The following is a 25,748-nucleotide window of genomic DNA, read 5'->3' as shown; positions in this document are numbered from 1 at the left end:
AACTTAATGACTTGCTAAAGAACACCTTTGGATAAATAATCGGAACCTATGGTACTTTCTAAAATTTTAATAATTCTCCTGAGTTTGATTTTCAGCAATGATTTTGATCAGGAAGAAAGAAAAACCACAGTCGAAATCAAGGGAGATCAGTTTTACATCAATGGCAAGCCAACTTATCAAAATAGAGTTTGGAACGGCCAAAAGATTGAAGGATTATTGATGAATTCCAGGATGGTACAGGGGATTTTTGATGACTTAAATCCTGAGACTGTATTTAACTGGGAATACCCGGATTCGGGAAAATGGGATCCTGAAAGAAACACAGATGAATTTATAGCCAATATGGAGGAATGGCGAAATCATGGACTGCTTTCTTTCACCATCAATTTACAGGGTGGAAGCCCGTTTGGATATTCCCAAAGTCAGCCTTGGTATAATTCGGCTTTTACCGAGAAGGGCGAATTGAGGAAAGATTATATGGGGCGGTTGAAAAGAATCCTTGATAAAGCCGATGAATTAGGGATGGTTCCGATTGTCGGATATTTTTATTTTGGACAGGACCAAAGATTAGCGGACGAAAAGGCTGTGATTGCGGCAGTTCAAAACGCGACAGATTGGTTACAGGATGGTGGATACAGGAATGTGTTGATCGAAATAAACAATGAATGTGATGTCAATGCTTATGACCACGATATTTTAAAGCCTGAAAGAGTTCATGAATTGATAGCGTTGGCTAAGAATATAGAAAAAAATGGGCATAGGTTTTATGTGAGTACAAGTTATGGAGGAGGAGTGATTCCCAAAACCAATGTGGTCAAAGTCTCTGATTTTATATTGCTCCATGGCAATGGGGTAAGCAACCCGGATAGGATTGTTGAAATGGTTAAACAGACCAAAGAAGTGGAAGGATATCAAAAAATGCCAATAATTTTTAACGAAGACGATCATTTTGATTTTGACAAAGATCGGAATAACTTCAAAGCTGCCGTCTCAGCCTACGCATCATGGGGGCTGTTTGATTATCGCATGAAAGATGAGGGCTTTGAGCAGGGATATCAGAGTGTACCGGTTGATTGGGGAACCAATTCAGAGCGGAAAAAGGGATTTTTTAAGTTAATGAAGGAGATTACGGGGTATTGAAATAAGAGAAAGACAAAAAATTGAAATAAAGTGGAAATACGGTTGAAATAAAATGGAAATAGGGTTGAAATAAATTGGAATAAAAAGGGAGAAACCTTCCAACCTTCCAATCTTCCCAACTTCCAATCTTCCAATTTTTCAATCTTCCAATCTTAAAACCTCAAATTTCCCTACCTTTGCAGCCAAAGCAGGAAAAGCGTGAAAGCGAGAACATTAAAAAAAGACAAAGTCAATATCATCACCATGGGATGCTCCAAGAATCTGGTTGATTCCGAGGTGCTTTTGACACAATTGAGAGGAAACGGGATCAATGCATTCCACGAATCCGAAAATCAGGACAACAACATCGTCATCATCAATACCTGTGGCTTTATAGACAATGCCAAGCAGGAATCCATTGATACGATTCTACAATATGTGGATGCCAAAGAAAAGGGATTGGTGGACAAAGTTTATGTGACCGGTTGCCTCTCTCAGCGGTACAAAGACGACCTCGAAAAGGAAATTCCGCAGGTGGATGCCTATTTCGGGACAAGAGACCTTCCTGCTTTGCTCAAAAAATTCAAAGCGGATTACAAGCATGAACTTGTAGGGGAGAGGCTGCTGACGCACAATGCCCATTATGCTTACATGAAAATCTCCGAAGGCTGCGACAGGCCTTGTTCATTTTGTGCCATTCCGCTGATGCGAGGAGGCCATATTTCAAGACCTATCGAGGAATTGGTGAAGGAAGCCCAACACAAAGCCGCCAACGGAACCAAAGAGCTTTTGCTGATTGCACAGGATTCGACCTATTACGGTTTGGATTTATACAAAAAGAGAAACCTTGCAGACCTGCTCAGAAACCTTTCTGATGTGGAAGGAATCGAATGGATCAGGCTGCATTATGCCTATCCTACCGGTTTTCCGATGGATGTAATCGAAGTGATGAAGGAGCGATCCAATATCTGTAATTACCTCGATATCCCCCTTCAGCATGGTTCTACGTCGGTATTGAAGACCATGAGACGGGGCACAACCCGGGAAAAGCAGGAGGAATTGATCCATTCTATCCGTGACATCATCCCGGAAATTGCGATCAGGACAACCCTGATTGCCGGGCATCCGGGAGAGGGCGAACCCGAGTTTCAGGAGATGGTGGATTTTGTCGAAAGAATGAAATTTGAGCGTTTGGGCGTATTTACTTATTCCCATGAAGAAAATACCCACGCCCACACGATGGAGGATATCATTCCACAGGAAGTGAAGCAGGCAAGGGCAAACCACCTTATGGAGATACAGGAGCAGATTTCCTTTGACCTCAATCAGGCCAAAATAGGCAAAGAATATAAAGTGTTGGTGGACAAAAAAGAAAACGGATACTTCGTCGGAAGGACAGAATTTGACTCCATCGAGGTGGACAATGAAGTCCTGATCGATGCGGCCAAGCATTATTGCAGAGTTGGGGATTTTGTCAATGTCCGTGTCAACGACGCCACTGAATTTGATTTGTATGGGGATGTGATCTAAAGTTTTGAGCAAACTGTTTTTACCACAAAAGGCACAGAAGAAATCAATCTTTTGTGCCTTTTGTGGTTATTTGGATTCATTTCCATCCGTTAATTAATGAAACATTAATCCCAAAATCCTCATCAAATTTAAAATCTGTGGTAAATTAGTCAAAAATAGAACCCAATGAAAACCATCTTTTCCACACTCTTTTTTTTCCTTTTGATCATGTCTGCCTCGGCCCAATTTACCTATGACCTCCAAGGCCACCGCGGCGCAAGGGGATTAATGCCTGAAAATACCATTCCGGCCATGATCAAAGCTTTGGATCTGGGCGCAACCACATTGGAATTGGACTTGGCAGTAACCAAAGACGGGATTGTAATTGTCTCCCACGAACCTTATATGAACCCTGTGATCTGCCTGACTTCAGACGGAAAAGAGATTGCGGCAGGAGATAAATCTCACAATATCTATCAGATGGACTTTTCTGAGGTAGTGAAATACGACTGTGGTAGCAAATTCCATTTGGGATTCCCAAAGCAGGTTAAGTTTCATGTCAGCAAACCCAAACTCTCGGATCTGATTGATGTTGTCGAAAAATATGTGGCAGATATGGGATTACCCAAGCCAAATTACAATATCGAGATCAAAAGCGGCCCGGAGGGTGACGGTACTTACCATCCTGCTCCAAAGGAATTTTCTGATATGGTGTATCAAGTAATTGACGGAAAACTTGATTGGAACAGGGTAAATATTCAATCCTTTGATTTCCGTGTTTTGCAATACATGCATCAGGCTTATCCCAAGGTGACTTTGGCCATGTTGGTCGAAACGGCAGCCAAACCCTCCGAACAGCTTGCTGAGTTGGGATTTCAGCCTCAGATTTATTCTCCTTATTTTATTGCTTTGACCAAAGAGACGGTAGACCAACTCCATCAAAAAGGAATGAAAATCATTCCTTGGACTGTCAACACCACCGATCAGATGGAACGGTTATTGGAAATGGGAGTGGATGGAATCATTACCGATTACCCGAATCTTGCCCCAAAAAGGTAAAAAAGAAAATTATCCTGAATTCAATTTTTTCTGTTGTCTTACTCCCGACAAATGTTGTTTGTACCCGGGTGTAAATTTGACTTTGTTCTCATTTAACTTTTTTTAAATGAGGAATAGCTAAGCTAAAATCATTTCTGTTCCGTATATCTCCGGGAATGGATAATTTGTAACCTGATTCAGATAAAATGAAAATTCTTTTTATAATCGGCCTTTTTCTCTTCAGTCTTTCCTGTGGTTCTTCAGAACTCGGTCAGGCCAACTCCAAAGCACCATCCCATCAGGCATTCGATGAGTTGCTCAAAAAGCATGTCAGCAAAGATGGGATTGTCAATTACAAGGGATTTATCCAAGATAAAGCCAAGCTTGACAAATACCTCGATTTCCTGAGCAACAATGCCCCGGACAGGGGGAAATGGTCAAAGGAAGAACAATTGGCCTATTGGATCAATGCTTACAATGCCTTTACGGTAAAGCTCATTGTCGATAATTATCCTGTTAAAAGCATTCAGGACTTACACCCCACGGTAAAAATTCCTTTGGTCAATACCGTTTGGCATATCAAATTTTTCAAAATAGGAGGGAAGGAAGCTTCTCTTGATGAGATAGAGCACAAAATCCTGAGGAAGGAATTCGAAGATCCTAGGATCCATTTTGCAATCAACTGTGCATCTTTCTCGTGTCCTCCTTTGTTGAATGAAGCTTTTTTTCCTGAGAAAATTGACCAACAGCTAGATAAGGTGGCAAGAACATTTGTCAATGATACCAAAAGGAATAAAATCACAGTCGATAAGATTGAAATTTCATCAATTTTTTCTTGGTTCAAAGGTGACTTTACAAAAAATGGAAGCTTAATTGATTACCTTAACCAATATTCCACCATCAAAATCAAACCAAACGCCAAGGTCTCACACCTTGACTACGATTGGTCCCTCAATGAGTAAAGCAAACAGAAATATTGTCATCATCGGAAACGGAATCTCCGGTGTCACCTGTGCCCGGCATATCCGAAAAAAAGATGAATCCGCCCAAATAACCATCATTTCAGGGGAAACGGATCATTTTTTTTCCCGAACCGCGCTCATGTACATCTACATGGGCCACATGAAATATGAGCATACAAAACCTTACGAAGATTGGTTTTGGGAAAAAAACAGGATTAACCTGAAAAGGGCTTGGGTAGAAAAAATTGATTTTGAGGAGAAGGCGCTGATTTTTTCCAATAAAGAATCCATGACTTACGATGTGTTGGTTTTGGCTACAGGCTCCAAGCCAAATAAATTCGGTTGGCCGGGCCAAGACCTGAAAGGCGTGCAGGGGATGTATTCGTATCAGGACTTGGAACTCATGGAATCCAATACCAAAGATATCAGCAGGGCGGTCATTGTGGGTGGAGGATTGATTGGGATTGAGATGGCCGAAATGCTTAACAGCAGGAAGATTCCGGTGACATTTCTGGTGAGGGAAAAGAACTTTTGGGACAATATCCTCCCCTTGGAAGAATCCAAAATGATCAATCGCCATATTTTGGAACACCATATTGACCTTAGACTGGAAACAGAATTGGGAGAAATTATTGGGGATGCGTCCGGAAAAGTGAAGGCCATCACCACCAAAAAAGGAGAAAAGATTGATTGTCAGTTTGTAGGATTGACTGTTGGAGTCAGTCCCAATATTGAATTTCTTCGAACCAAACCCTTGGAGAGTTCTGGAAATAATAAAACATTACAAACCAAAAGAGGCATCATCGTGGACAGGTTTTTCAAAACGAATATTCCCGACGTATATGCCATCGGTGACTGTGCAGAATTCCAGGAAGCACCGGCTGCAGACCGGAAAAATATCGAACAGGTTTGGTACACAGGAAGAATGCACGGAGAAACACTTGCGTTCAACCTGACTTCAGACAATCCTGTTCCCTACCAACCGGGTGTTTGGTTCAATTCCGCCAAATTTCTTGACATTGAATACCAAACCTATGGTTTTGTACCTCCTGTTTGGTCTGAGGAATATGAAAGTTTGTATTGGGAAGATGACGGAGGGAAAATTGCAATCCGGTTTTTGTATGGGAAATCAGATATGAAAATCAAAGGAGTGAATGCTTTTGGCTGGAGATTACGGCATGATTATTTTGATAAGGCCATCTCGGATGGTTGGATGTTCGAAAAAGTGCTGACCCACCTTAACAAATCAAGCTTCAATCCGGAGTTTTTCAAATCCCATCACAAGGCCGTCTTGGATCACTACAACAAGCAAAAAGGGAAATCCCTGAAGGTCCACAAAATGTCTTTTATTCAAAAATTAATCGGGTCAAAAGCATGAAAACCATTCAAAAAATAGGACTTTTAATTTTTGCCTTTGGACTACTGTTGTTCACTCTCCTCCCTTTTTTCGGTACTTATCAGTTGGAAAAGGGAACTGTCGAGGCCAATGTCAAAGAAATCCATTCGGAAAAGATGGTGGAAGTGCTTTCACCGATGTTTGGAAAAACTTATTCTTCAAATTTTGCTTTTATCAGTGATTTCAAAAGTTATTTCAATGCCTATAATGACTGTTTAAAAGCAAATCAGGAATGGGATAAGGTGATTTGGGACAATTATGCTTTTGCATTGACCAAAGCTTCGTCTACAGGACCTGTTTCGGAGAACCCATTTTTGTTTTTGGGGATCACCGTTCTGATAGGTGTTTTTGGTGCATTGCTTTACATTCTTCCCCTTTACCGCGGCCAAACGGAGGGGATCAAAAATGATGGGATTTTCTTTTCCTCGATGAAGTCAAAGGGGCTTTTGGGAATGATTACCGGCTCTTGGCTGATCCTCTTTTATATTGTGCTTTATTGGTTTCCGGAGTACATCACCAACCTCGTTCTGATGGTCGATCCGATCAGTGTGGCGCTTTCCGGCAATCCGGCAAGTCAATGGTTTTTGTATGGATTTATCTACACTTTGGCCATCATCGTGATGGGCATCAGGATGTTTAGAAAATACCGGGGCAATGCCTATCAGACTATCAGAACAACATCAGTCATGTTTTTTCAATTGGCATTTGCTTTTTTATTGCCGGAAATTTTGGTGTTGATGAACATGCCTTGGCATGACTTCAAAAATATTTGGCCTTTGGATTATTCCTTTTTCTATGAATACAGAATAGATGGAATGATCAGTTCCGGTGCTTTGGGAATGTTCATGTTGATTTGGGGGATCATTTTGATCGTGATTGGGGTTCCATTATTCACTTATTTTTATGGGAAAAGGTGGTATTGCTCGTGGGTTTGCGGCTGTGGAGGATTGGCTGAGACTTTGGGTGACCCTTACCGTCAGCTATCCGACAAAACTGTGAAAGCATGGAAAATCGAGCGCTATCTCATTCACGGCGTTTTGGGTTTTGCAGTGATTTCGACTGCACTGACAATCATAAATTATTTTTCAGGATTCGCTATTTTGGGACAGGCAACTGATCAGCTGCACAGTATTTATGGCTTTGCCATTGGTTCGGCTTTTGCAGGTGTAATCGGAACAGGATTTTATCCCTTGATGGGTAACAGGGTTTGGTGTAGATTTGGGTGCCCATTGGCAGCATACCTTGGATTGGTGCAGCGCTTCAAATCCCGGTTCCGAATCACTACCAATGGCGGTCAGTGCATCTCCTGCGGCAATTGCTCCACTTATTGCGAAATGGGCATTGATGTGAGGTGGTATGCACAAAGGGGCCAAAACATTGTCCGTTCTTCCTGCGTCGGCTGTGGTGTATGTTCCGCAGTTTGTCCAAGGGGAGTGTTAAAACTTGAAAATGGAGATGAGGAGGGGAGAATCAACGAAATGCCCATCATCATCGGAAACAATTCCATCACTGTAAAAGCTTAATGATCTTCATTTATTTCTTTTTGGGAATATACATTCTGGCAATGCTGTTCATTCTTTTTTACAGTTTTGCTCAGGCACATTTGCTATATCATTTTTTTCAATTCAAAAAGAATCTTAATATATCATTGGAACCCGCAGCCAAAGATTTACCTAAAGTGACCGTACAGCTTCCTATCTATAATGAAATGTATGTAGTAGAAAGGTTGATCGATGCAGTTTCCAAATTTCGCTATCCTTCCGACAAAATAGAGATCCAGATATTGGACGACAGTACCGACGAAACTTCCCAGATCATCAAGCGCAAGTTGAAAGAATTTCCAGATGTAAATTTCAAATATATCCATCGGATAGACCGAAAAGGATTCAAAGCAGGTGCTTTGAGAGATGGAATGGAAGTGGCTGATGGTGAATTTATAGCAATTTTTGATGCCGATTTTGTTCCGGATCCAGATTTTCTGATGAAGACCATCGGGCATTTTCAGGACGAGAAAGTAGGCATGGTACAGACGAGATGGACACATTTGAATGAGGAGTATTCTGTTTTGACCCGCTTGCAGGCTTTTGCTTTGGATGCCCATTTTATGGTGGAGCAGATGGGGAGAAACGGGCAGCATGCATTTATCAATTTCAATGGGACGGGAGGGATATGGAGGAAAAGCTGTATCCTCGATGCCGGCAATTGGCACGATGACACCCTGACAGAAGACCTTGACCTGAGTTACCGGGCCCAGCAAAAAGGATGGAAGTTTATTTACCGACCTGATATCAAATCCCCTGCAGAACTTCCGCCCGTAATGTCGGCGATCAAATCACAGCAATTCAGGTGGACAAAAGGTGGCGCCGAATGCGCAGTGAAGCACCTTGGGAATGTGCTTTCCAAAAAGCTTCCGTTCAAAACCAAACTACATGCAACTGCCCATTTGCTAAATGCGGTGATTTTCATCGCAGTATTATTGGTAAGCCTTAGCAGCATTCCGATTTGGTGGGCTTTCCATCAGGGATATATTCCGGATAGTTATTTTCAGGCAGCAGCTGTGTTTTTTGTGGGATTTGTGATCATAGCTTTGGTTTATTTCTTTGCCAATTTGAGTTTGGTGGATTATTCATGGAAAGGAATCGGGAGATTTCTTTGGGAGTTGCCCCTGTTTCTAGCTGTATCGATGGGACTTGCTTTGCACAATGCACAGGCAGTTTGGGAAGGACTGACAGGAAAACGGTCTCCTTTCATCCGTACACCGAAATACAACCTGGAGAAAAGCCAAAAATCCTGGACAAAGAATATTTACAATCAGATCAAAATACCATTCACAACCTACATTGAAGGGCTTTTAGCTGTAATTTTCTTGATGATGGTAATATTATCGATTCACTTCCAAACCTATGAGATGTTGGTTTTTCACCTGATGCTGACTTTTGGCTATTCTGTGGTTTTCATTGAGTCACTGAAAAGTTATAGGCTAAAATAATCCCGAATTTCAAAAGGACTGTCAGAAGTTCCCTTCCAATTTCATCCAAAAATCAATGTCTTTAAATTCAACCCTAAAAGAGCAACATAAACCATTCCCGATTATTGACGTGTTGATTCCGGCCTATAATGAAGAAGGTTCGATCGGAAAAGTCATCCACGACATTCCCAAGTCAGTAAGGAATGTCTTAGTCGTAAACAACAATTCTAAAGACAATACCCGCCAAGTGGCAGAGAAAGCAGGTGCGATTGTTTTGGATGAACGGGTAATGGGTTATGGAAAAGCATGTTTAACAGGGATGTCCTATTTGGCGAATTTGGATATGGAGCCTGATATCCTGGTTTTTTTGGATGGCGATTACAGTGATTATCCCGAACAGCTGCATGCTGTCATTGATCCTATTTTAAAGCAAGATTATGATATGGTGATAGGTTCAAGGGCTAGGGGAAATAGAGAAAGTGGGTCGATGACTTTGCCTCAGGTATTCGGTAATTGGTTGGCCACTAGTTTGATGAGAGTAATATACAAAACAGACTATTCCGATTTGGGTCCGTTCAGGGCCATCAAATGGGACAAGTTGAAAGGCTTGGGGATGGTAGATCAGAACTACGGTTGGACCATCGAGATGCAGATCAAAGCTGCCAAAGCAGGATTGAAAACGACTGAAGTTCCGGTGGATTACCGTAAAAGAATCGGAGTATCAAAAGTAAGCGGAACAATCAAAGGAGTGATTGGAGCTGGATGGAAGATTTTGTGGACGATATGGAGGTATAGGTGATGTACATAAATTAAGTAATAAATCATGGAGTTATTTCTTTTTTGACAAATACCTTAAAAAATGATACCAATCCGGATATTTTTAAATTATTTCAAATAAAGATTTAAGTATTTCACCCTCATTGTAATGCCGCATTTTCTTAAAAAAAATATGTAATACATTTTTTTATATATGATATACAAAAAAAATAACAAAATTATTTATTAACTATTTTGATCTTGAATTGTTTCACCTATATTTGTTTTATTAATGTTAATTATCCATTAAAGCCACAACTTTTCTTTATTCAAAGGTTTCCCTCCTATTTTTAAAGTTGTCTTTGCCCTGACATTTAAATTTGGTTGGGATTTTAAATTTGATTCGGTCAATTGACTTAGTTTATTTTAACTTTTCCAATATGGAGCGTATACCCAGTTTCCCGCCCAATATTCCAGTCCTTCCCGAAGGTACAATTAGGCCTTTATGGTCTGTCATGATACCTGTTTATAACTGTTCCAGATTCATCCCGGATGCTTTGGGAAGTGTCTTGAGTCAGGATCTTGGAGAGGACATCATGCAGATTGAGGTTGTAGATGACGGCAGCACAGACGCAGATGTGGAGGCTTTGGTGATGACTTTAGGCAAGGGTCGGGTAAAATATTTCCGACAGCCTCAAAATATGGGCAGTCTCCGGAATTTTGAAACCTGCATCAACCGTGCAAATGGACATCTTGTCCATCTCTTACATGGAGATGACCGGGTCAAAGATGGGTTTTATAAAAAATTCACGGCGCTTTTTGAAGAATATCCTGAAGCAGGGGCAGCTTTTTGTAGCTATAATTCGATAGGTGAATTTGGAGAAAAGAGGAAAGATGCTAAGTTGACACAGTGTAACGAAGGATTAGTTAAAGATGCTTTTTTAAAAATGTCTGCAGGGTTACCCATGCAATATGTAATTATGGTCGTTAAACGTCAAGTTTACGAAAAGTTGGGAAGTTTTTACGGGGTAATTGCCGGGGAAGATTGGGAAATGTGGACAAGAGTGGCAAAAGATTATCCCATTGCCTATTCACCTGAGATTCTTGGAGAGTACAGAAAGTATGTTGGTACCATATCTTGGCCAAAAATAGAAAAGGGGATTTATGCAAAAAGTTTGGCTAAGACACTATTTTTGATTGAAAGTCGACTCTCAAAAAAGGATAGACATATTATGTTAAATTTAAGAAAGACACGGGCAATAGCGACTATATATACCGCGTATGCTATATGGATTCAATCCCGGGACATTAAGTTAGTTTTTGAGTTGAGCAAGTTAGCATTGAGGTTAGACAGTTCCTCGCCAAAGGTTTACAACCGTTTAATTAAATTATACAGTATAATTTTGAAAAATTCACTGTCATTTTCAATGCTAAATAGCCTCAAGGTTAAGGAAGTTCCTCAAAGGAATGAGACTGTCTAAAATATGTAACCTAGATTAAAGAACTATAACTTTTAAAAAGCGAGAATTCAGAAATAATCATAATAAAATTAAGATGAATAAAGATTTTGAAGAAATAAATGTAGAGTGGTCATTGGTCATTAGACCAAAAACATCTTGGTTTGATTGGCAAATTGCTGATATTTGGAGATACAGGGATCTTTTAATGCTTTTTGTAAGGAGGGATTTTGTGTCCGCTTACAAACAAACCATTTTGGGACCTTTGTGGTATTTAATTCAGCCTCTGCTGACTACTGTCATGTTTATAGTAGTTTTTGATAGAGTCGCCCAAATACCCACAGATGGGGCACCCCCCGCGCTATTTTACCTTTCAGGTTTGGTCATTTGGAATTACTTTTCCACCTGTCTGACTAAAACATCCGTAACATTTTCTGCCAATTCTGGGATTTTTGGAAAGGTATATTTTCCAAGACTGATTATGCCCATTTCAAATATAATTTCAGCCCTGATCGGATTTGGGATACAATTGATGCTTTTATTTGTTTTATTACTGTATTTTTATTTTTTTGTTGGAGTTCAGTTTTCTTTAAATATTTATCTTTTAGCGCTTCCCTTTCTTCTTTTATTAGTTGCTTCTTTGGGCTTGGGGTTCGGAATCATCATATCATCATTGACCACAAAATACCGTGACCTTGCAAACTTGATCGGCTTTGGGACACAGCTTTTGATGTATGCTACCCCTGTCATTTATCCTCTGTCTTTTTTTGAAGGGAAATATAGAAGCTTAATTATGATCAATCCCCTAACCCCAATTATTGAGATGTTTCGCTTTTCTATTCTGGGAGTAGGTGAGTTCCAAGTCAGTAGTCTCCTTTATACCATAATATTCACCATAGTATCTCTATTTATTGGTATTTTGATTTTCAATAAAATAGAAAAAAGTTTTATGGATGTTGTTTAAATATAGTTAAAATGTCAAAAGTAGTCATTAGAGTTGACAATGTCGGCAAAAAGTACAGATTAGGTGTAATCGGAACCGGAAGGTTGAAAGATGACCTGAATATGTGGTGGGCAAAAGCAAGGGGGAAAGAAAACCCATATTCTAAAGTTGATTCCGAAAATCCCGGTTCATTTGATGAAAAAGAATTTTGGGCGCTCAGAGATTTATCCTTCGAAGTAAAAGAGGGGGAAGTTTTGGGAATAATCGGGAAAAACGGGGCAGGTAAATCTACCCTGCTGAAATTACTTTCTAGAGTTACCACTCCTACAACAGGGGAAATTAAGATCAAAGGAAGGATAGCGAGTCTTTTGGAGGTGGGTACAGGGTTTCATCCTGAACTGACAGGAAGGGAAAATATCTTTTTGAATGGGGCAATCTTGGGAATGACCAAAGCTGAAATCCGGAGCAAATTGGATGAAATCATTGCTTTTTCAGGAGTAGAGGTATATGTAGATACTCCAGTCAAAAGGTATAGCAGTGGGATGTATGTGAGGTTGGCATTTGCTGTAGCAGCACATTTGGAACCCGAAATCCTGATTGTGGATGAAGTACTTGCTGTTGGTGATGCAGATTTTCAGAAGAAATGCATTGGAAAAATGGGGCAGGTAGCAAAAGAAGGCCGAACCATTCTTTTTGTAAGCCACAATATGGGAGCTGTTCAGGCGCTGTGTTCTAGGGCAATCATGCTCCAATCAGGCAAATTATTTTATGAGGGAACAACAAGAGATACCATTGCAAAGTACAGCCATATGGCTTTTGATGGAACCAAAGCAATGAAAATCTGGCCTGATCCTTCAATAGCCCCTGGGAATTTTAGTGTTAAATTATTGTCGGTAAAAGTTTTGGACAATTTGGAAAATGTACGCAATATTTTTACTGATAATGAGGAGTTTTTTATTGAAATGGAATTCTCTGTCCAAAATGCAGGAAATTCTTTGACAAGTAATTTGCAGTTATTTACTGAAGGTGGAATTTTCGTGCTTTCTTCAGGAAATTGGGCATCTACAACCTTGAATGTAGATCCTTACTCCAATCGAACCTTTGGAAAAGGAATTTTTAAATCAAGGATGAAATTTCCGGCCTATTTTTTCAATGAAGGAGGATATTTCATTAATGCCATCATTAATAGGGAAGCAATGACACCAATAGTTTATGTGGAAGAGGCGGTGACATTTACCATCGTAGATTCGGGAGATATGAGAAAGGAATATACGGATTTTATGGGAGGCGTTGTTAGGCCCAAATTGGAATGGATGACTACCCAAGTCAACGAATATTCATTAAACACCAATTAATTTATTTTTTATGGATGCACTTAGTACAAATGGTCTCGAGGCCACTAGTCAATTGAATGAAGAAAGTCCTTTGATTTCTGCCGTAACTTGTTTTTTAAATGTTGGACAATTTTTGGAAGAATCTATAAAAAGTGTTTTGGCTCAAAACTACCCCAATTGGGAACTGATTCTAGTTGATGACGGGTCTTCAGATAACAGTGGTGAAATCGCAAAAAGGTTTTCTGACCAATATCCAAATATTCATTTGTATCAACATGAGGGTCATGTCAATAAAGGCTTAAGTGCCAGTAGAAATTTGGCCATCAGTAAAGCATCAGGAGAAATGCTTGCTTTCCTTGATGGGGATGATATTTGGACCCCGGATTTTCTTTCGAATGCTTTTCAGATTAAAAAGCAGCAACAAGTGCCCTTCTATTGTGAAAGGACCAAATACTGGCACACATGGAAATTTCCGGAAAGATTTGATACCGATAATCCTGTAGGAACGACAGAAAATAAAATCTACAGTCCTCCTGAATTGATGTCCGTTCTATATCCCTTGGGCATTGGTTCTTCTCCAACAATCTGTTCTCTTTTGGTGGATAAAAAAACCTTGGAAAAACATGGGGGATTTGATGATTCTTTCAAGGGAATGTATGAGGATCAGGTATTTTTAAGTAAAATTTATTTGAACGAAAAGGTGTATATTTCTTCTAGTTGCTACAACATATACCGGCAAAGAGGGGATTCATTGGTCTACACGGCAAGGTCAGAAGGGACCTATCTAAAGAGTAGGGAATTTTTCTTGGATTGGCTCGAACGCTACATGAAAAGAAGTGGTGTAAAAGATAAAATGTTGAATGGATTATTGAGGAAGGCTTTGTTTCCTTTCCGATATCCCAAAGTTTATTACTTGGTTGAATTACTTCCAAAAAAAATAGATAGGAAAATGAAAAGGCTGTTTAAAAAATTGAATTAAATGGATTTACGCTTTTTAGCAAGTAACCCTATATTCTTCTTCACTCGGGACGGAAGACCGAAGTCGGAAGACCGATGTACCGGGAAATAAAGTATGCAGACAAGAATTAAAATGGATCTCCTGTCTATTGGCATCATAACGGACAAACATATTAAATTAAAACAAAAACATACATTGAATTAAACCATATCGAATTAGTTTTTTCGAGTCAATTGAAATAAACAAATAAATTAATTTTTTATTTATAAAAAATGGAAATCGTAAACGCAACACAGCCCGTAGTTTCAGTGATTATACCTTGTTATAATCATGGAAGATACCTTGCTGAGGCGATTCAGAGTGTCTTAAACCAAACATATAAATGGATTGAAATTATTGTGGTAGATGATGGGTCCACAGACAATACAAAACACGTGGCCGAATCCTTTCCAAATGTAAAATATGTCTTTCAAGAAAATCAAGGTTTATCTGCAGCAAGAAATACAGGTATTTTAAATAGTGTTGGAGATTATTTGGTTTTTTTGGATGCCGATGACTTATTGGTGGTGGATGCTATTGAGTTTAATATAAATTTTTTGTCTGAAAATCCTGAGTTGGCATTTGTATCAGGGGCTTATCAATTGTTGACCGCTCAAGGAGAGAAAATTCCAAAACAAAAAGATATTGATTCCAAAAATGCCTATATTCTTTTGTTAAAAAGGAATTATATTGAAATGCATGCAACAGTAATGTTTAAGCGCTTTCTTTTTGAAGAATTTCAATACGATACAAGGTTGAAGGCATGTGAAGATTACGATCTTTACTTGAAAGTGGCGAGAAAATACTCTGTTTTCCATCATACAAAAATGCTTGCAGTGTACAGAATGCATGGTTCCAATATGTCAGGAAATCCCAAACTCATGTTGGAATCTGTTTTAGAAGTATTAGAAAGGCAAAAGCCAAAACTGAAATCAGTTGAAGAAGAAAATTCATTAATAGATGGAAAAAGATTTTTCACAAATTATTATACCAACAAATTGATCAGGAAAATCCAAAGTTCTGATACTTTCTTGGATAAGGAATCTTTAAAAATCGTTAAAAAAAATAATAGGAAATTTTACCTGAAATATATGTTGAAGAAAAAGCTGAGATCGATTATAAATAATTCTCCTTTAATAAAAGATAATGCACCTGATTATTTTAATAAATTATTTTTTAAACATGGTTTGATAAGTAGATACATTCCTCCTATTGGAAAAATTGAGTTTGGTGATTTATTTCGGTTAAAACCCTTTAGCGAAGAATTTGGAGATGATAGAGGAGGAGCAATCGATAGGTATTATGTGGAAAAATTTTTGAAAAACCAGTCAGATTTTATTCGAGGAAAAGTTTTGGAGGTTACCGATAATGAATACACAATAAAATTCGGGGGAAACATAACCCAAAGTGAAATATTGGATATTGATGAAAGTAACCCTAAAGCAACGATTATTGCGGATTTGAGAAATGCTCCCAATTTAGCTGATAACTCTTATGACTGTATCATTCTTACCCAAATGCTCCACATGGTTTTTGAATATCAGGATGTAGTCACCACCTGTTACAGGATTTTAAAACCAGGAGGCCACTTGTTGTTGACAGTTCCAGGTATATCAAATATAGATTATGAAGAGTGGAAAGAATATTGGTATTGGTCATATACGAAAAAGGCCATAATCAATATTTTGACACAAGTTTTTCCGAAAAGTCAGGTTGATGTGAAATCTTTTGGAAATGTTCATTCAGCAGCTGCCTTTCTATATGGAATGGGATTACCTGATGTCAAAAAGGAAATGTTGGACTTCAACGATCCGCATATGCAAGTGATTATTTCAGCAAATGCACAAAAATGAGATGGTTATGATTTTAGGCAGATTAAGAAGGCTTGAGAAGGAAGCTAAAATATTTTTCAAAGTCAGGAGAAAGACTTTGGTGTTAATGTATCACCGTATCATCGAAGGTCCTATGGATCCTTGGCAGTTATGTGTCAGCCCCAAAAACTTTGAGGAACAACTAAAATTTTTAAAAAGTACTGGTTTGGTAATTTCGATGAGCCAATTTAAAGAAAATTTGTATTCTGGGGAAAAATTACCTCCATCCATAGTGATGACTTTTGATGATGGGTATTTGGACAATTATCTCCATGCCAAACCCCTTTTGGAGAAATATGGTATACCTGCAACCTTTTTTATCTGTACCAAACATATAGGAACCCAAAAAGAATTTTGGTGGGATGAATTGGCCCACTTAATTTTGGAAACAGAGATTTTACCTGAGATATTTGATTTAGAGCTACAGGGGAAAAAACTTTATTTTGACTTAAATGAGGAAGCATTGGCAACTCAAGATTTAATTAGTTATAATAAAGCTTGGAATTGGCAAATGCCTGCTACTAATTCAAGGATTGGTCTATATTTGAAAATATGGGAGATTTTGAGTCCTTTAGATTATGATGGGCAGCAACTCATTATGGATCAGATAAGGGCCTATGCGGGAGTTTCGGCACATATTAAAGAGAAAAATTATTGTATGTCAATGGCCCAACTTCTGGAATTGTCATCAAGTCCATTGTTCACTATTGGGGGACATACCCAGTCACATCCCATGCTTACCGCTTTTCCAAGGCATGTACAAATGGAAGAAATCAAAACCAACAAGGAATATTTAGAAACCCTTACCAAACAAAAAATCAATACCTTTGCTTATCCATCAGGCAAACATGATGATGTAACTGTTGAAGTCGTAAAAGAATTGGGGTTCGGATTGGCTTTTACCACAATCTACAAACATGTTGAAAGGGATGGAGACAAACTAAGAATCCCAAGAAGACAGGTACTTGATTTAGATATTAAAAGTTTTAAAAGAGCCATGGGTAAATGGATGCTTTAGAACGACATAAAATGATTGGTTTATATTTTTACAAGAAAATTTTGAGTTCAATAAAAAAAAATAGATTAAAATTCGGAATGGTTTGAATAACGAGTATAAACAAATATATTAAATATCAATTAATTGATCAAATTCAGATGATACAGTTTATATTTATCTTTATTTTTGCCCATAAATAAAAAATCAAACAAGAAAAAAATAAAATACAAAAAAAAACATTTGAAATACATTTTTAATATTACAAAAAGTATTTAATTTTGACCCGAATTAAATTCTTTAAATTTATATCTATCCGCAATCAATTTTATATCAATATGAAGCTTAAAATCAACCATTTAGTATTCTTTTTATTTTTAGTCTTATCTGTAAGTTGTATCTCAAACAAAAGAGTAGTGTACATGCAGAACTTGCCGACTGATGAATCTGTGGTAAAAATGGGGGAAATGGTCCCTGCCAAATTTGAAGAATATCTTTTACAATTTAATGATGTGATTGAAATCAATATCAAGACATCAGATCCGCTACTTAACTCCATGTTGGATATCAATGTGCAGGCTGCCGGTAGCAGTAGGATGATGATGGGTGGGGGCATTATGTCAGGTGGAGATATTTTCTATTTGAGTGGCTATACCTTAGATGATTTCGGTTTCGTTGAATTGCCCGTATTGGGAAAGTTGAAATTGGTTGGTATGAACTTGGAAACAGCAAGAGTCACTGTTGAAAATGAACTCAAAAAATACGTCCGCGATGATGATTACTTTGTGAGAGTCAGGCTAGGTGGAATCAGGTTCAGTGCTTTGGGTGAATTCGCCCGTCCAGGAAAATACACTGTTTTACAAAATAGGGTCACCATTTTTGAAGCCATCGCCACAGCAGGTGATCTTACAGTGGTAGCCAAAAGAGACAATATCATGCTCATCCGACAGTATCCCGAAGGTTCAAAAGCACATCGGATTAATTTGAATAACAAGGAAATCATGAGTTCTGAGTTTTATTTTGTTAGGCCAAATGACATGATATACGCAGAACCGATGAAAGTGAGAGAATTGGGTACAGGAACCACACTTCTTCAAACCATTCAGGTACTAGCAAGCCTTGCCACATTAGCATTATTGGTTTATAACACCACCAATTAAAATTGATTTAACCATGAAACCTATCCAAAATAATATGGAAAATAGTTTTAGAACAGAAGAAAAAACAGAGGTATTTGATCCCATCAAATTTTTATCCAAATACATTAAATTTTGGCCTTATATATTTATTTCAGTGCTGATTGCACTGGTTGCAGCTTATTTTTATAATAAAACCAAGCCGGAAATTTATCAGGCAAGCAGTTTGTTTTATATCAATGAACAAATAGGAGGTACTGGGATTTTAAACCTAACAGGTCTCTCCCGAGAAGGAATGTCTGGAATGGATCAAACAATGGCTAATCAAGCAGTTTTCTTGAAATCCAAAACAGTGGCAGAGAAAACATTGGAAAGGCTTGATTTTAGTGTAGATTATTTTCAGCCTGGCATGTTTTCCAATTTTGAGTTGTACAAGAGTTCACCCATTTATGCACAGGTGGACTGGAATCATCCTCAGTTGGTAGGTGGTATGATTAAGGTGGAATGGTCTGATACTGATATTTTTAGAATTAGTTTCCCGGATCCATTATACAAGAAATTTATGGTGGGTGGTTCAAGCGAAGAATTAATTTTAGAGGAAGGACTGACCAAGACGTATAAATTTGGTGAATTTATAGATCTCCCCTATTTAAAAGTCAAAATATCACTGGTTAAAAATGAAGGGGAAGGTGAAGTTTTATTTAAAATCAATTCCAAAGGTTCATTGATTTCAAAATTCAGTGGGGATATTTTACAGGTATTCCCTTTTGATAATATTGCAAGCGTTCTCAGCATAGCAATTACAACGAACCATCCCCAAAAAGGGGCAGATTATTTGGATGCTATGATGGAAGTCTATTTGGAGATGGAATTGGAGGAGAAGAATAGAATGGCTAGGAATACGGTTGAATTTATTGACAGACAAATTTCAGGTGTATCAGATTCGTTGAGTTTTTTCGAGACCAATTTACAATCATTTAGAAGTGGAAATAAAACCTATAATATTGAACGTGAAAGCAATACGGTCTATCAAGAGTTAACAAGGCTAGAAAGTGAACTTTCCCTAGAAAAATTCAACAAGGAATATTTTGAAAATTTAAAAAATTATTTGGCAAGGGAAAGTTATGACCAAATCATTGCACCATCAGCTCTGGGGATAGGTGATGCTAATTTAAATTCCTTGATCAACAGTTTGATTGACCTTCAACAAGAACGATCTAACTTGCTTTTCACCCAGACAGAAGCTTCCCCTCGTATCAAGGAAATTAACCGCAAAATACTTGATACAAGTACTTCCCTTTCAGAGGTACTCAGAAGTCTAACTAATAATACCCTATTCAAGATCAAAGAATTGGAAAGTAGGATGGGGAAATTGGATAACCAATTCAGAAGATTGCCTTCTACCGAACAAAACCTGATCAGGTTGGAAAGAGGCCGTGAATTGAATGAAACAATCTTTACCTTCTTGCAACAAAGAAGGGCTGAAGCTGCGATTTCAATGGCATCAAGTTCTACAAGTAATAAAATAGTAGAATATGCCAGAGCAGATTGGGAACCAATAAAAGTGAAAGAAACATTTACTTATATTGTGTTTTTTGCGTTGGGATTTATTATCCCTGTCGTCATTATTGGCCTGATAGTAATTATGGACAATAGAATTAAAGATATAAAAGAACTGGAAGATAGGTTAGCTGTTCCTTTATTGGGTAAGATACCACAAAACAAATCCCAGACCCCACTTATAGTATTGGATGAACCCAGATCTGCAACAGCTGAATCTTTTCGTGCTCTGAAAACAAATATAAGTTTTGTTGTTCCTGTTAAAAAGCAACTAACTGTTGCAGTATCCTCTACCCTTTCTGGTGAAGGTAAAACCTTTGCGGCAATAGGTTTGGGATCAATATATGCTTTAAATAATAAAAAAACTCTGTTGATCAGTTGTGATATGTTTAAGCCGAGTTCCTTTAAGGATTTTGGTCTCGGGAGCAAGGTTGGGCTTTCCAATTATTTAAGCCAACAGGTAGATTCTGTTTTCGAAATTATCCAAAATACAAAATATCCCTATTTTGACATCATCACTTCAGGTGCCATTCCACCAAACCCATCTGACCTTTTGGGCTCCGAGCGTTTTGTAACTTTATTGGAAGAGCTGAAGAAAGTGTATGATGTGATTGTTTTGGATACGCCGCCGGTAGGTTTGATCAGTCAATCATTTGAGGTAATCAAACACGTGGATTTAATAACTTATGTATTGCGCCATAATTTCAGCGAAACATCCTTTGTAAATGATTTGAATGATATTAAACTGAAAAAAGGGATTTCCAATATCTATGCGATACTCAACGATGTCCCTGCCAAAGAATTAACCTATAAAGGGTTTAATTACGGCTATTATGAAGAATCCAAAAAAAGGGAAAAAAGAATGTCTAAATTTTTTAAAAGAGACAATGCGGCATTGTAACTATTGATACTTATATTTTATTGATATATGATGAATATTTTTCTGCTATTGATTGATTTATCTTTGCCATTATTGATGGCTTATTTTGTCATGAAGAAAGGTCCTTTGTCAATAGTCTACGTGCCTTTTTTTTATTTTATGTTTTCTATCCTGGAGAAGAGCAAAATTCTTCCAATCTATCAGGTATTATTTGTAGCTCTTTTAATTTATTATGCCGTTTTCAACCTTCCATTTCTGAAATGGAATATTTTTTTTATAGTCCTTATTTTATTTTTTTCCTTTCAACTAAAGATCATAGATGATTTTAAAACTCTCAGATTGCTGATTATTGGTTTATATTGGACATTAACTGTTATAACATTGGCACCTGAAATCAGTAAAAATTATTCCAAAGAAAAAATATTTGAGGAATTGGGTTTTTCTGCTTTTTTACTTTTGTTTTTTTTCATCATAAATACTGGTTTATCTACTGTCTTTGGGTATTATCCAGAAGCAACTTATGGTTTTAAATCAGGGATATCTTTCGGAAATATTACTTTGCCCCAATACAGTGTTTTCCCTTTTGCGGTTTTTTTGGCTTTCCGAAAAGGGTTGTTGGATAAAAAGCCATTGTACTTAGCTGTTTCAATAGTTGGGTTGTTTTTGGTTATGCTTACTTTACGTAGGATGGTGATGGCATTATCACTTTTAGCTGTCTTGACTGTGATGGTGGAATTGTTGAATTTCAAACAACTCAAACAATTTGCATTGTATGGTTTTGTATTTGGGATTGTAATATTAATTGTAGTGAAAACAACAGGGTTTAGTGACCAGCTTGTAGAAAGGATTGAGGGCAGAAATCTTGAAGAAAAGGAATTGGAAGGTGAAGGAAGAGTCTTGGAATTGGGTCTATTGTATAAAGATTTATTTGTTTATTATGAGTATGACCCTTGGTTTGGTTACGGTCCGCTGAGTAGTGGTGGGAATTATGGAAAAAAGATATTTGGAAATAGGCCGATGCACACAGATTTGGGTTATTTTATCCATGGATTTGGTTTTTTCGGGTTGTTCCTTTACTTGGGGATGGTTTCTTCAGTATTTTACCGTGCATGGAAAAGATGTGAATCCAGGGCTGATTGGATATTGCTGATTTATACTGGTTTATGTTTTGTGGCTTTTTTTCTGGTAGGTTCCCCTAAATTGCCGCTTTTACCGGTATATATGTTTATGACAATTGGAGTTTTGTTTGGGAAAAAACAATTAAAAAATGAACAAATCAGGATGAATAGACTTGTCTTAAATTGAAAATGGCGGAAAATAATTGTATTAGGAATCGTAGCTAAAAAAGAGAATGTGGAAAATTATTTATTGATTAATCGCCCTTAAACACTTGATTGACCAAACATCGTACCTTGCAGACGTTTTGACCAAGAACACTATATTGTATACATATAGTTTAAAGGTAATTACCATAAACGGATTTAAAAATATTATGAAATACGTCCGCCTCACTGTCTTGACTAAGAATGGATTGAATTTCATTGTTGTCTCGAGCAATTTTAGCCCGACTTTATAAAATTTTCAATAAGCCTTGTCACTGTTTCACCTTTATAAATAATTGAGGGTTGCAAAAGTGATATTTAATAATTGATAGAAAAATATAATGCTCATTCATTCCTTTCCAATAAAAATGAAAATATCCAATTTGATTTCCAATAGATTTTCTGATTTTAGATTCTTTTATTCCTACCTAGGAAATAAAATCTTTTTTGCAATGTCCTTAAGTTTTTTAGTAGGTTTGATGGATGGTTTAGGTTTGGCGATGTTTATTCCATTGCTTCAATTGGTAGATAGCGGTGGCGTTTATAACACTACCGCTGATAGTACAGGAAACATGCATTATTTCATTGAATTGCTTAATTCTATCGGACTTTCTTTGAATCTTTTTACGGTATTGATGTTAATTTTATTTTTCTTCACTTTTAAAGCGGTTTTTAAATTTATCGAATCCTATTATAATGTTATTTTGGCCACTTTTTTTGTAAAAAAAGTACGTTTTGAGGCAGTAGAAAGTATCACCAATTTGAATTACCGACATTTTATAAAGTTGGATTCCGGGATGATTCAAAACTCCCTGAGTTCTGAAGTGGATAAAGTTCAAGGTGCCTACAAAAATTATTCCTCAGCCATGCAATCCATGATTTTTGTGGCAGTATACGTTTCCTTGGCATTTTTGACTAATCCACAATTTGCGGTACTTGTCGTTATAGGTGGGGCATTATCGAATTTGGTATACAATAGAATTTATAAAAAAACCAAAGAAACATCTAAGAAGATTACCCAAAGCAATCATACTTACCATGGATTGATGTTGCAACAGATCCATAATTACAAGTATTTAAGAGCAACCGGTCAGATTGGGAAATACAACCAAAAAATCAAAAAAACCATCATAGATCTTGTCAATAGAAATAGAAAAATCGGGTTCTTTAATTCCATTTTGGCATCAACAAAAGAACCATTGTCAATATTTGTGGTTGTGGTGGTGATTTTGATCCAAACTACTTATTTCAACACACCCTTAGGTCCTATTATTTTGAGTTTGCTGTTTTTTTACCGGTCTCTGAATCAGATCATAGTTTTTCAAAATTTTTGGAATTCCTTTCTAAATAATTCTGGTTCTCTTTGGAGTTACAAGGAATTTATTTCTGATTTAAAGAAAAACCGGGTTGAATACAACAGCGGTTTTGATATCAAAAGCATCGAGAGTATTGAGTTGAAAAATGTTGACTTTTCCTACGGAGATAAAAAGCTTCTAAGCAACATTAACCTATCTATACCTAAGAACAAAACCATTGCCTTTGTGGGGCCCAGTGGCAGTGGAAAGACTACCTTATCTAATATTATTTCCGGTCTTTTGTCAGTTCAAAATGGAAATTTATTGATCAATGGAAAAGATTTATCCAAATCCAACATTCAGCAGTTCCAATCGAGAATCGGCTATATCACACAAGAACCTGTTATTTTTAATGATACACTTTTTAATAATGTTACTTTTTGGGCAGAAAAAACCAATGAGAATTTGAAGAGATTTATGGAAAGTCTACAAAAAGCTTCACTTTCTGAATTTTTCGAAAATTTGGATCTTGCTGAAGATACTCCATTGGGTAACAACGGGGTTATGGTGTCAGGAGGACAGAAACAAAGAATTGCCATTGCAAGGGAATTGTATAAGTCTGTCGATTTATTGGTTTTGGATGAGGCGACCTCCGCTTTGGATTCCTCGACGGAAAAGGAAATCCAAAATTATTTTGAAGAATTAAGCGGTAGTTACACCATTCTGGTAATCGCGCATAGGTTATCCACTATTAAAAATGCAGATGTGATCTATTTATTGAAAGATGGTATAATTGAAAATAAAGGTGATTTTTTTGAGCTTCAGGAGAAATCTTCAGAATTCCGAAAAATGGTGGAATTACAGGACTTTAGTTCTATTGAATCCTGAGACTGTTTTTTTGTACGAAGAATATTCATTGTAGAAACCTTATTTGATCTTCCAAAATGAAGAATATTGAAAATTGCTTTTCGTTTTGTACTTTTTAATAGTTAACAGACAAGAAATTGAGTTGAAGCTTTTGTCAGCATTCACATGATTTATTGAATCTAAGTTATATTAAGGTTCAAGGAATTTAAAAAGAAATAAGCTAATTGTTTTGACTTTATCAACCATTTAGACCCTCAGATTTTTGAATGTAAGCCGGGGATTCTAATCTGATTGTTTGACTTTCCATTGAAATGCATGAGGATAAAATTGTTCACAAAGACCAGTTTGGAACATTGAAGGAAAAATAGATATCTACTTATTTGAAGGAATATTAACACGGTATTGTAAAAGTATCTTAGGTACTAATAATATAAAATTAGATTTAAATAGGTGTTTTTTTACATACAAATATTTCCTTGGTAGAAGGATATTCCAGACCATACTTTTTTTATCAACTTCATCACAGACGGGCGTGATAATTACTTGGACTTCAAAACCGGCATTTTATAATTTTCTTTCAATATCTAGTCCATACAATCAGACATGGTCTTTTGGTTTGAAATGAATAAGCCTTTCTTCAGGGGTAATTATTCCTTTATTTTCATAGGTCCTACCATTGTAAATAGGAACTCCAACAATAGCCATACCTTTTGGGGATAGAACTCTATAAAGTTCATTCATAGCCTTCTTATCATCTTCAATATGTTCTAAAACATGAAAAGACCAAATAAAAGAATTCATTGTCTCCTAATTCTAGATTAGTAATATCCATACTTTTCATTGCTTTAGGTGACATTAGATCAATACTCAGATAATTTTTAGATATTTTCCTTAACCAAGGCTCAATTATTTGCTCTGGGGCGATATGTAGCGTGCTTTCTGAATATTTAAGTTTCTCCTTTAAGGAATATAATGCAAATCTATGCCTTTCTGAAGAAGGCAAGAGGGGCAACCTTAACTTTTTCAGGTTTGAAAGCATATTTAATTTGTCTGAAATTGTGACCCTTCCAATTGCAAATTGGACAAACAATTTTAGATCCAGTTGATAAATAGTAATAGGAACAGATATTTTTCAAATTTCTATAGATTTTTTTTAGGAGTTTTCTCACTTTCTTTTTTGATTTTAAAAATTCATGTTCAAAGAAACCAATTTCTGCAAATAAATTAACTAAGTGGTAAATTTATTTAAATTGAATTCCAAAAAAGATAGTTATAATTTTTATGTTAATCTAACGGAAAGGTTTTTTCAGGTTTTATTTTTTGTTCTTTTTTTATTTTCTAATC

General features: G+C 37.0%; 19 protein-coding genes and 1 pseudogene. 19 read left to right on the top strand and 1 reads right to left on the bottom strand.

The features are described from left to right. Window positions 1-48: 48 nt before the first annotated feature. The 19 genes and pseudogenes from DQW11_RS05980 to DQW11_RS05890 all read left to right on the top strand — a co-directional run bounded on the left by DQW11_RS05980 (window position 49) and on the right by DQW11_RS05890 (window position 24,425). Window positions 49-1,140: a hypothetical protein gene (locus DQW11_RS05980; RefSeq protein WP_113923044.1), complete on the top strand. Its 1,092-nt coding sequence runs from the start codon at window positions 49-51 to the stop codon at window positions 1,138-1,140. Window positions 1,141-1,338: 198 nt separating this feature from the next. After that, window positions 1,339-2,649, top strand: coding sequence for a 30S ribosomal protein S12 methylthiotransferase RimO (gene rimO, locus DQW11_RS05970; protein WP_113923042.1), 1,311 nt, complete (start codon window positions 1,339-1,341; stop codon window positions 2,647-2,649). A 165-nt stretch (window positions 2,650-2,814) separates the two neighbouring features. After that, entirely contained in the window at window positions 2,815-3,687 is an 873-nt protein-coding gene (locus DQW11_RS05965) for a glycerophosphodiester phosphodiesterase (RefSeq protein WP_113923041.1), read from the top strand. A gap of 185 nt (window positions 3,688-3,872) precedes the next feature. Further along, complete coding sequence (locus DQW11_RS05960; protein ID WP_113923040.1) at window positions 3,873-4,628, top strand: DUF547 domain-containing protein; 756 nt, start codon at window positions 3,873-3,875, stop codon at window positions 4,626-4,628. Continuing rightward, window positions 4,621-6,006 carry an NAD(P)/FAD-dependent oxidoreductase gene (locus DQW11_RS05955; protein ID WP_113923039.1) on the top strand — a complete coding sequence of 462 codons (1,386 nt, stop codon included), beginning with the start codon at window positions 4,621-4,623 and terminating at the stop codon, window positions 6,004-6,006. The genes DQW11_RS05960 and DQW11_RS05955 overlap by 8 nt, the downstream gene beginning before the upstream one ends. After that, window positions 6,003-7,547, top strand: a complete 1,545-nt coding sequence (locus DQW11_RS05950; protein ID WP_113923038.1) for a 4Fe-4S binding protein — start codon at window positions 6,003-6,005, stop codon at window positions 7,545-7,547. Before DQW11_RS05955 ends, DQW11_RS05950 begins: the two co-directional genes overlap by 4 nt. Continuing rightward, complete coding sequence (locus DQW11_RS05945; RefSeq protein WP_113923037.1) at window positions 7,547-9,013, top strand: cellulose synthase family protein; 1,467 nt, start codon at window positions 7,547-7,549, stop codon at window positions 9,011-9,013. The genes DQW11_RS05950 and DQW11_RS05945 overlap by 1 nt, the downstream gene beginning before the upstream one ends. A gap of 55 nt (window positions 9,014-9,068) precedes the next feature. Then, the gene (locus DQW11_RS05940; protein WP_113923036.1) at window positions 9,069-9,791 is read left to right on the top strand and encodes a glycosyltransferase family 2 protein; all 723 of its coding nucleotides are present in this window, start codon (window positions 9,069-9,071) and stop codon (window positions 9,789-9,791) included. A gap of 397 nt (window positions 9,792-10,188) precedes the next feature. Then, a complete protein-coding gene (locus tag DQW11_RS05935; RefSeq protein ID WP_113923035.1) occupies window positions 10,189-11,229 on the top strand; it encodes a glycosyltransferase family 2 protein in 1,041 nt (346 codons plus the stop codon). Window positions 11,230-11,302: 73 nt separating this feature from the next. Next, on the top strand, window positions 11,303-12,169 hold the full coding sequence (locus DQW11_RS05930) for an ABC transporter permease (protein ID WP_113923034.1): 867 nt from the start codon (window positions 11,303-11,305) through the stop codon (window positions 12,167-12,169). A gap of 11 nt (window positions 12,170-12,180) precedes the next feature. Next, window positions 12,181-13,503: an ABC transporter ATP-binding protein gene (locus DQW11_RS05925; RefSeq protein WP_113923033.1), complete on the top strand. Its 1,323-nt coding sequence runs from the start codon at window positions 12,181-12,183 to the stop codon at window positions 13,501-13,503. Between the two features lie 10 nt (window positions 13,504-13,513). Next, entirely contained in the window at window positions 13,514-14,461 is a 948-nt protein-coding gene (locus tag DQW11_RS05920; RefSeq protein ID WP_113923032.1) for a glycosyltransferase family 2 protein, read from the top strand. 251 nt (window positions 14,462-14,712) lie between these two features. Further along, a complete protein-coding gene (locus DQW11_RS05915) occupies window positions 14,713-16,332 on the top strand; it encodes a glycosyltransferase (RefSeq protein ID WP_113923031.1) in 1,620 nt (539 codons plus the stop codon). Then, window positions 16,319-16,699, top strand: a pseudogene (locus tag DQW11_RS22620) (polysaccharide deacetylase family protein); the annotation flags it as partial. The gene DQW11_RS05915 and the pseudogene DQW11_RS22620, both read left to right, overlap by 14 nt. Window positions 16,700-16,732: 33 nt before the next feature. Continuing rightward, window positions 16,733-17,368, top strand: a complete 636-nt coding sequence (locus DQW11_RS22615) for a polysaccharide deacetylase family protein (protein ID WP_394337138.1) — start codon at window positions 16,733-16,735, stop codon at window positions 17,366-17,368. A 398-nt stretch (window positions 17,369-17,766) separates the two neighbouring features. After that, complete coding sequence (locus DQW11_RS05905) at window positions 17,767-18,504, top strand: polysaccharide biosynthesis/export family protein (protein WP_113923237.1); 738 nt, start codon at window positions 17,767-17,769, stop codon at window positions 18,502-18,504. 13 nt (window positions 18,505-18,517) lie between these two features. Then, entirely contained in the window at window positions 18,518-20,941 is a 2,424-nt protein-coding gene (locus DQW11_RS05900; protein ID WP_113923029.1) for a GumC family protein, read from the top strand. A gap of 360 nt (window positions 20,942-21,301) precedes the next feature. Further along, window positions 21,302-22,225 (top strand): O-antigen ligase family protein, encoded by a 924-nt coding sequence (locus DQW11_RS05895; RefSeq protein WP_157966047.1) that lies wholly within the window; start codon window positions 21,302-21,304, stop codon window positions 22,223-22,225. 469 nt (window positions 22,226-22,694) lie between these two features. Beyond that, entirely contained in the window at window positions 22,695-24,425 is a 1,731-nt protein-coding gene (locus tag DQW11_RS05890) for an ABC transporter ATP-binding protein (protein WP_232826684.1), read from the top strand. 576 nt (window positions 24,426-25,001) lie between these two features. Here the strand turns inward: DQW11_RS05890 and DQW11_RS05885 are convergent. Beyond that, the gene (locus tag DQW11_RS05885; RefSeq protein ID WP_113923027.1) at window positions 25,002-25,205 is read right to left on the bottom strand and encodes a methyltransferase domain-containing protein; all 204 of its coding nucleotides are present in this window, start codon (window positions 25,203-25,205) and stop codon (window positions 25,002-25,004) included. Window positions 25,206-25,748 lie beyond the last annotated feature (543 nt).

The organism is Cognataquiflexum aquatile, assembly GCF_003316845.1.
GTDB lineage: Bacteria > Bacteroidota > Bacteroidia > Cytophagales > Cyclobacteriaceae > Cognataquiflexum > Cognataquiflexum aquatile.
Note: the sequence above shows the minus strand (reverse complement) of the source record. Positions and strands in the feature narration are given on the sequence as shown.

Excerpts from the sequence above, each read along its gene's own strand:
- DQW11_RS05980 (WP_113923044.1), top strand. The coding sequence starts at position 49 with ATGGTACTTTCTAAAATTTTAATAATTCTCCTGAGTTTGATTTTCAGC.
- DQW11_RS05965 (WP_113923041.1), top strand. The coding sequence starts at position 2,815 with ATGAAAACCATCTTTTCCACACTCTTTTTTTTCCTTTTGATCATGTCT.
- DQW11_RS05960 (WP_113923040.1), top strand. The coding sequence starts at position 3,873 with ATGAAAATTCTTTTTATAATCGGCCTTTTTCTCTTCAGTCTTTCCTGT.
- DQW11_RS05955 (WP_113923039.1), top strand. The coding sequence starts at position 4,621 with ATGAGTAAAGCAAACAGAAATATTGTCATCATCGGAAACGGAATCTCC.
- DQW11_RS05950 (WP_113923038.1), top strand. The coding sequence starts at position 6,003 with ATGAAAACCATTCAAAAAATAGGACTTTTAATTTTTGCCTTTGGACTA.
- DQW11_RS05945 (WP_113923037.1), top strand. The coding sequence starts at position 7,547 with ATGATCTTCATTTATTTCTTTTTGGGAATATACATTCTGGCAATGCTG.
- DQW11_RS05940 (WP_113923036.1), top strand. The coding sequence starts at position 9,069 with ATGTCTTTAAATTCAACCCTAAAAGAGCAACATAAACCATTCCCGATT.
- DQW11_RS05935 (WP_113923035.1), top strand. The coding sequence starts at position 10,189 with ATGGAGCGTATACCCAGTTTCCCGCCCAATATTCCAGTCCTTCCCGAA.
- DQW11_RS05930 (WP_113923034.1), top strand. The coding sequence starts at position 11,303 with ATGAATAAAGATTTTGAAGAAATAAATGTAGAGTGGTCATTGGTCATT.
- DQW11_RS05925 (WP_113923033.1), top strand. The coding sequence starts at position 12,181 with ATGTCAAAAGTAGTCATTAGAGTTGACAATGTCGGCAAAAAGTACAGA.
- DQW11_RS05920 (WP_113923032.1), top strand. The coding sequence starts at position 13,514 with ATGGATGCACTTAGTACAAATGGTCTCGAGGCCACTAGTCAATTGAAT.
- DQW11_RS05915 (WP_113923031.1), top strand. The coding sequence starts at position 14,713 with ATGGAAATCGTAAACGCAACACAGCCCGTAGTTTCAGTGATTATACCT.
- DQW11_RS05905 (WP_113923237.1), top strand. The coding sequence starts at position 17,767 with ATGCAGAACTTGCCGACTGATGAATCTGTGGTAAAAATGGGGGAAATG.
- DQW11_RS05900 (WP_113923029.1), top strand. The coding sequence starts at position 18,518 with ATGAAACCTATCCAAAATAATATGGAAAATAGTTTTAGAACAGAAGAA.
- DQW11_RS05890 (WP_232826684.1), top strand. The coding sequence starts at position 22,695 with ATGTCCTTAAGTTTTTTAGTAGGTTTGATGGATGGTTTAGGTTTGGCG.
- DQW11_RS05885 (WP_113923027.1), bottom strand. The coding sequence starts at position 25,205 with ATGAATTCTTTTATTTGGTCTTTTCATGTTTTAGAACATATTGAAGAT.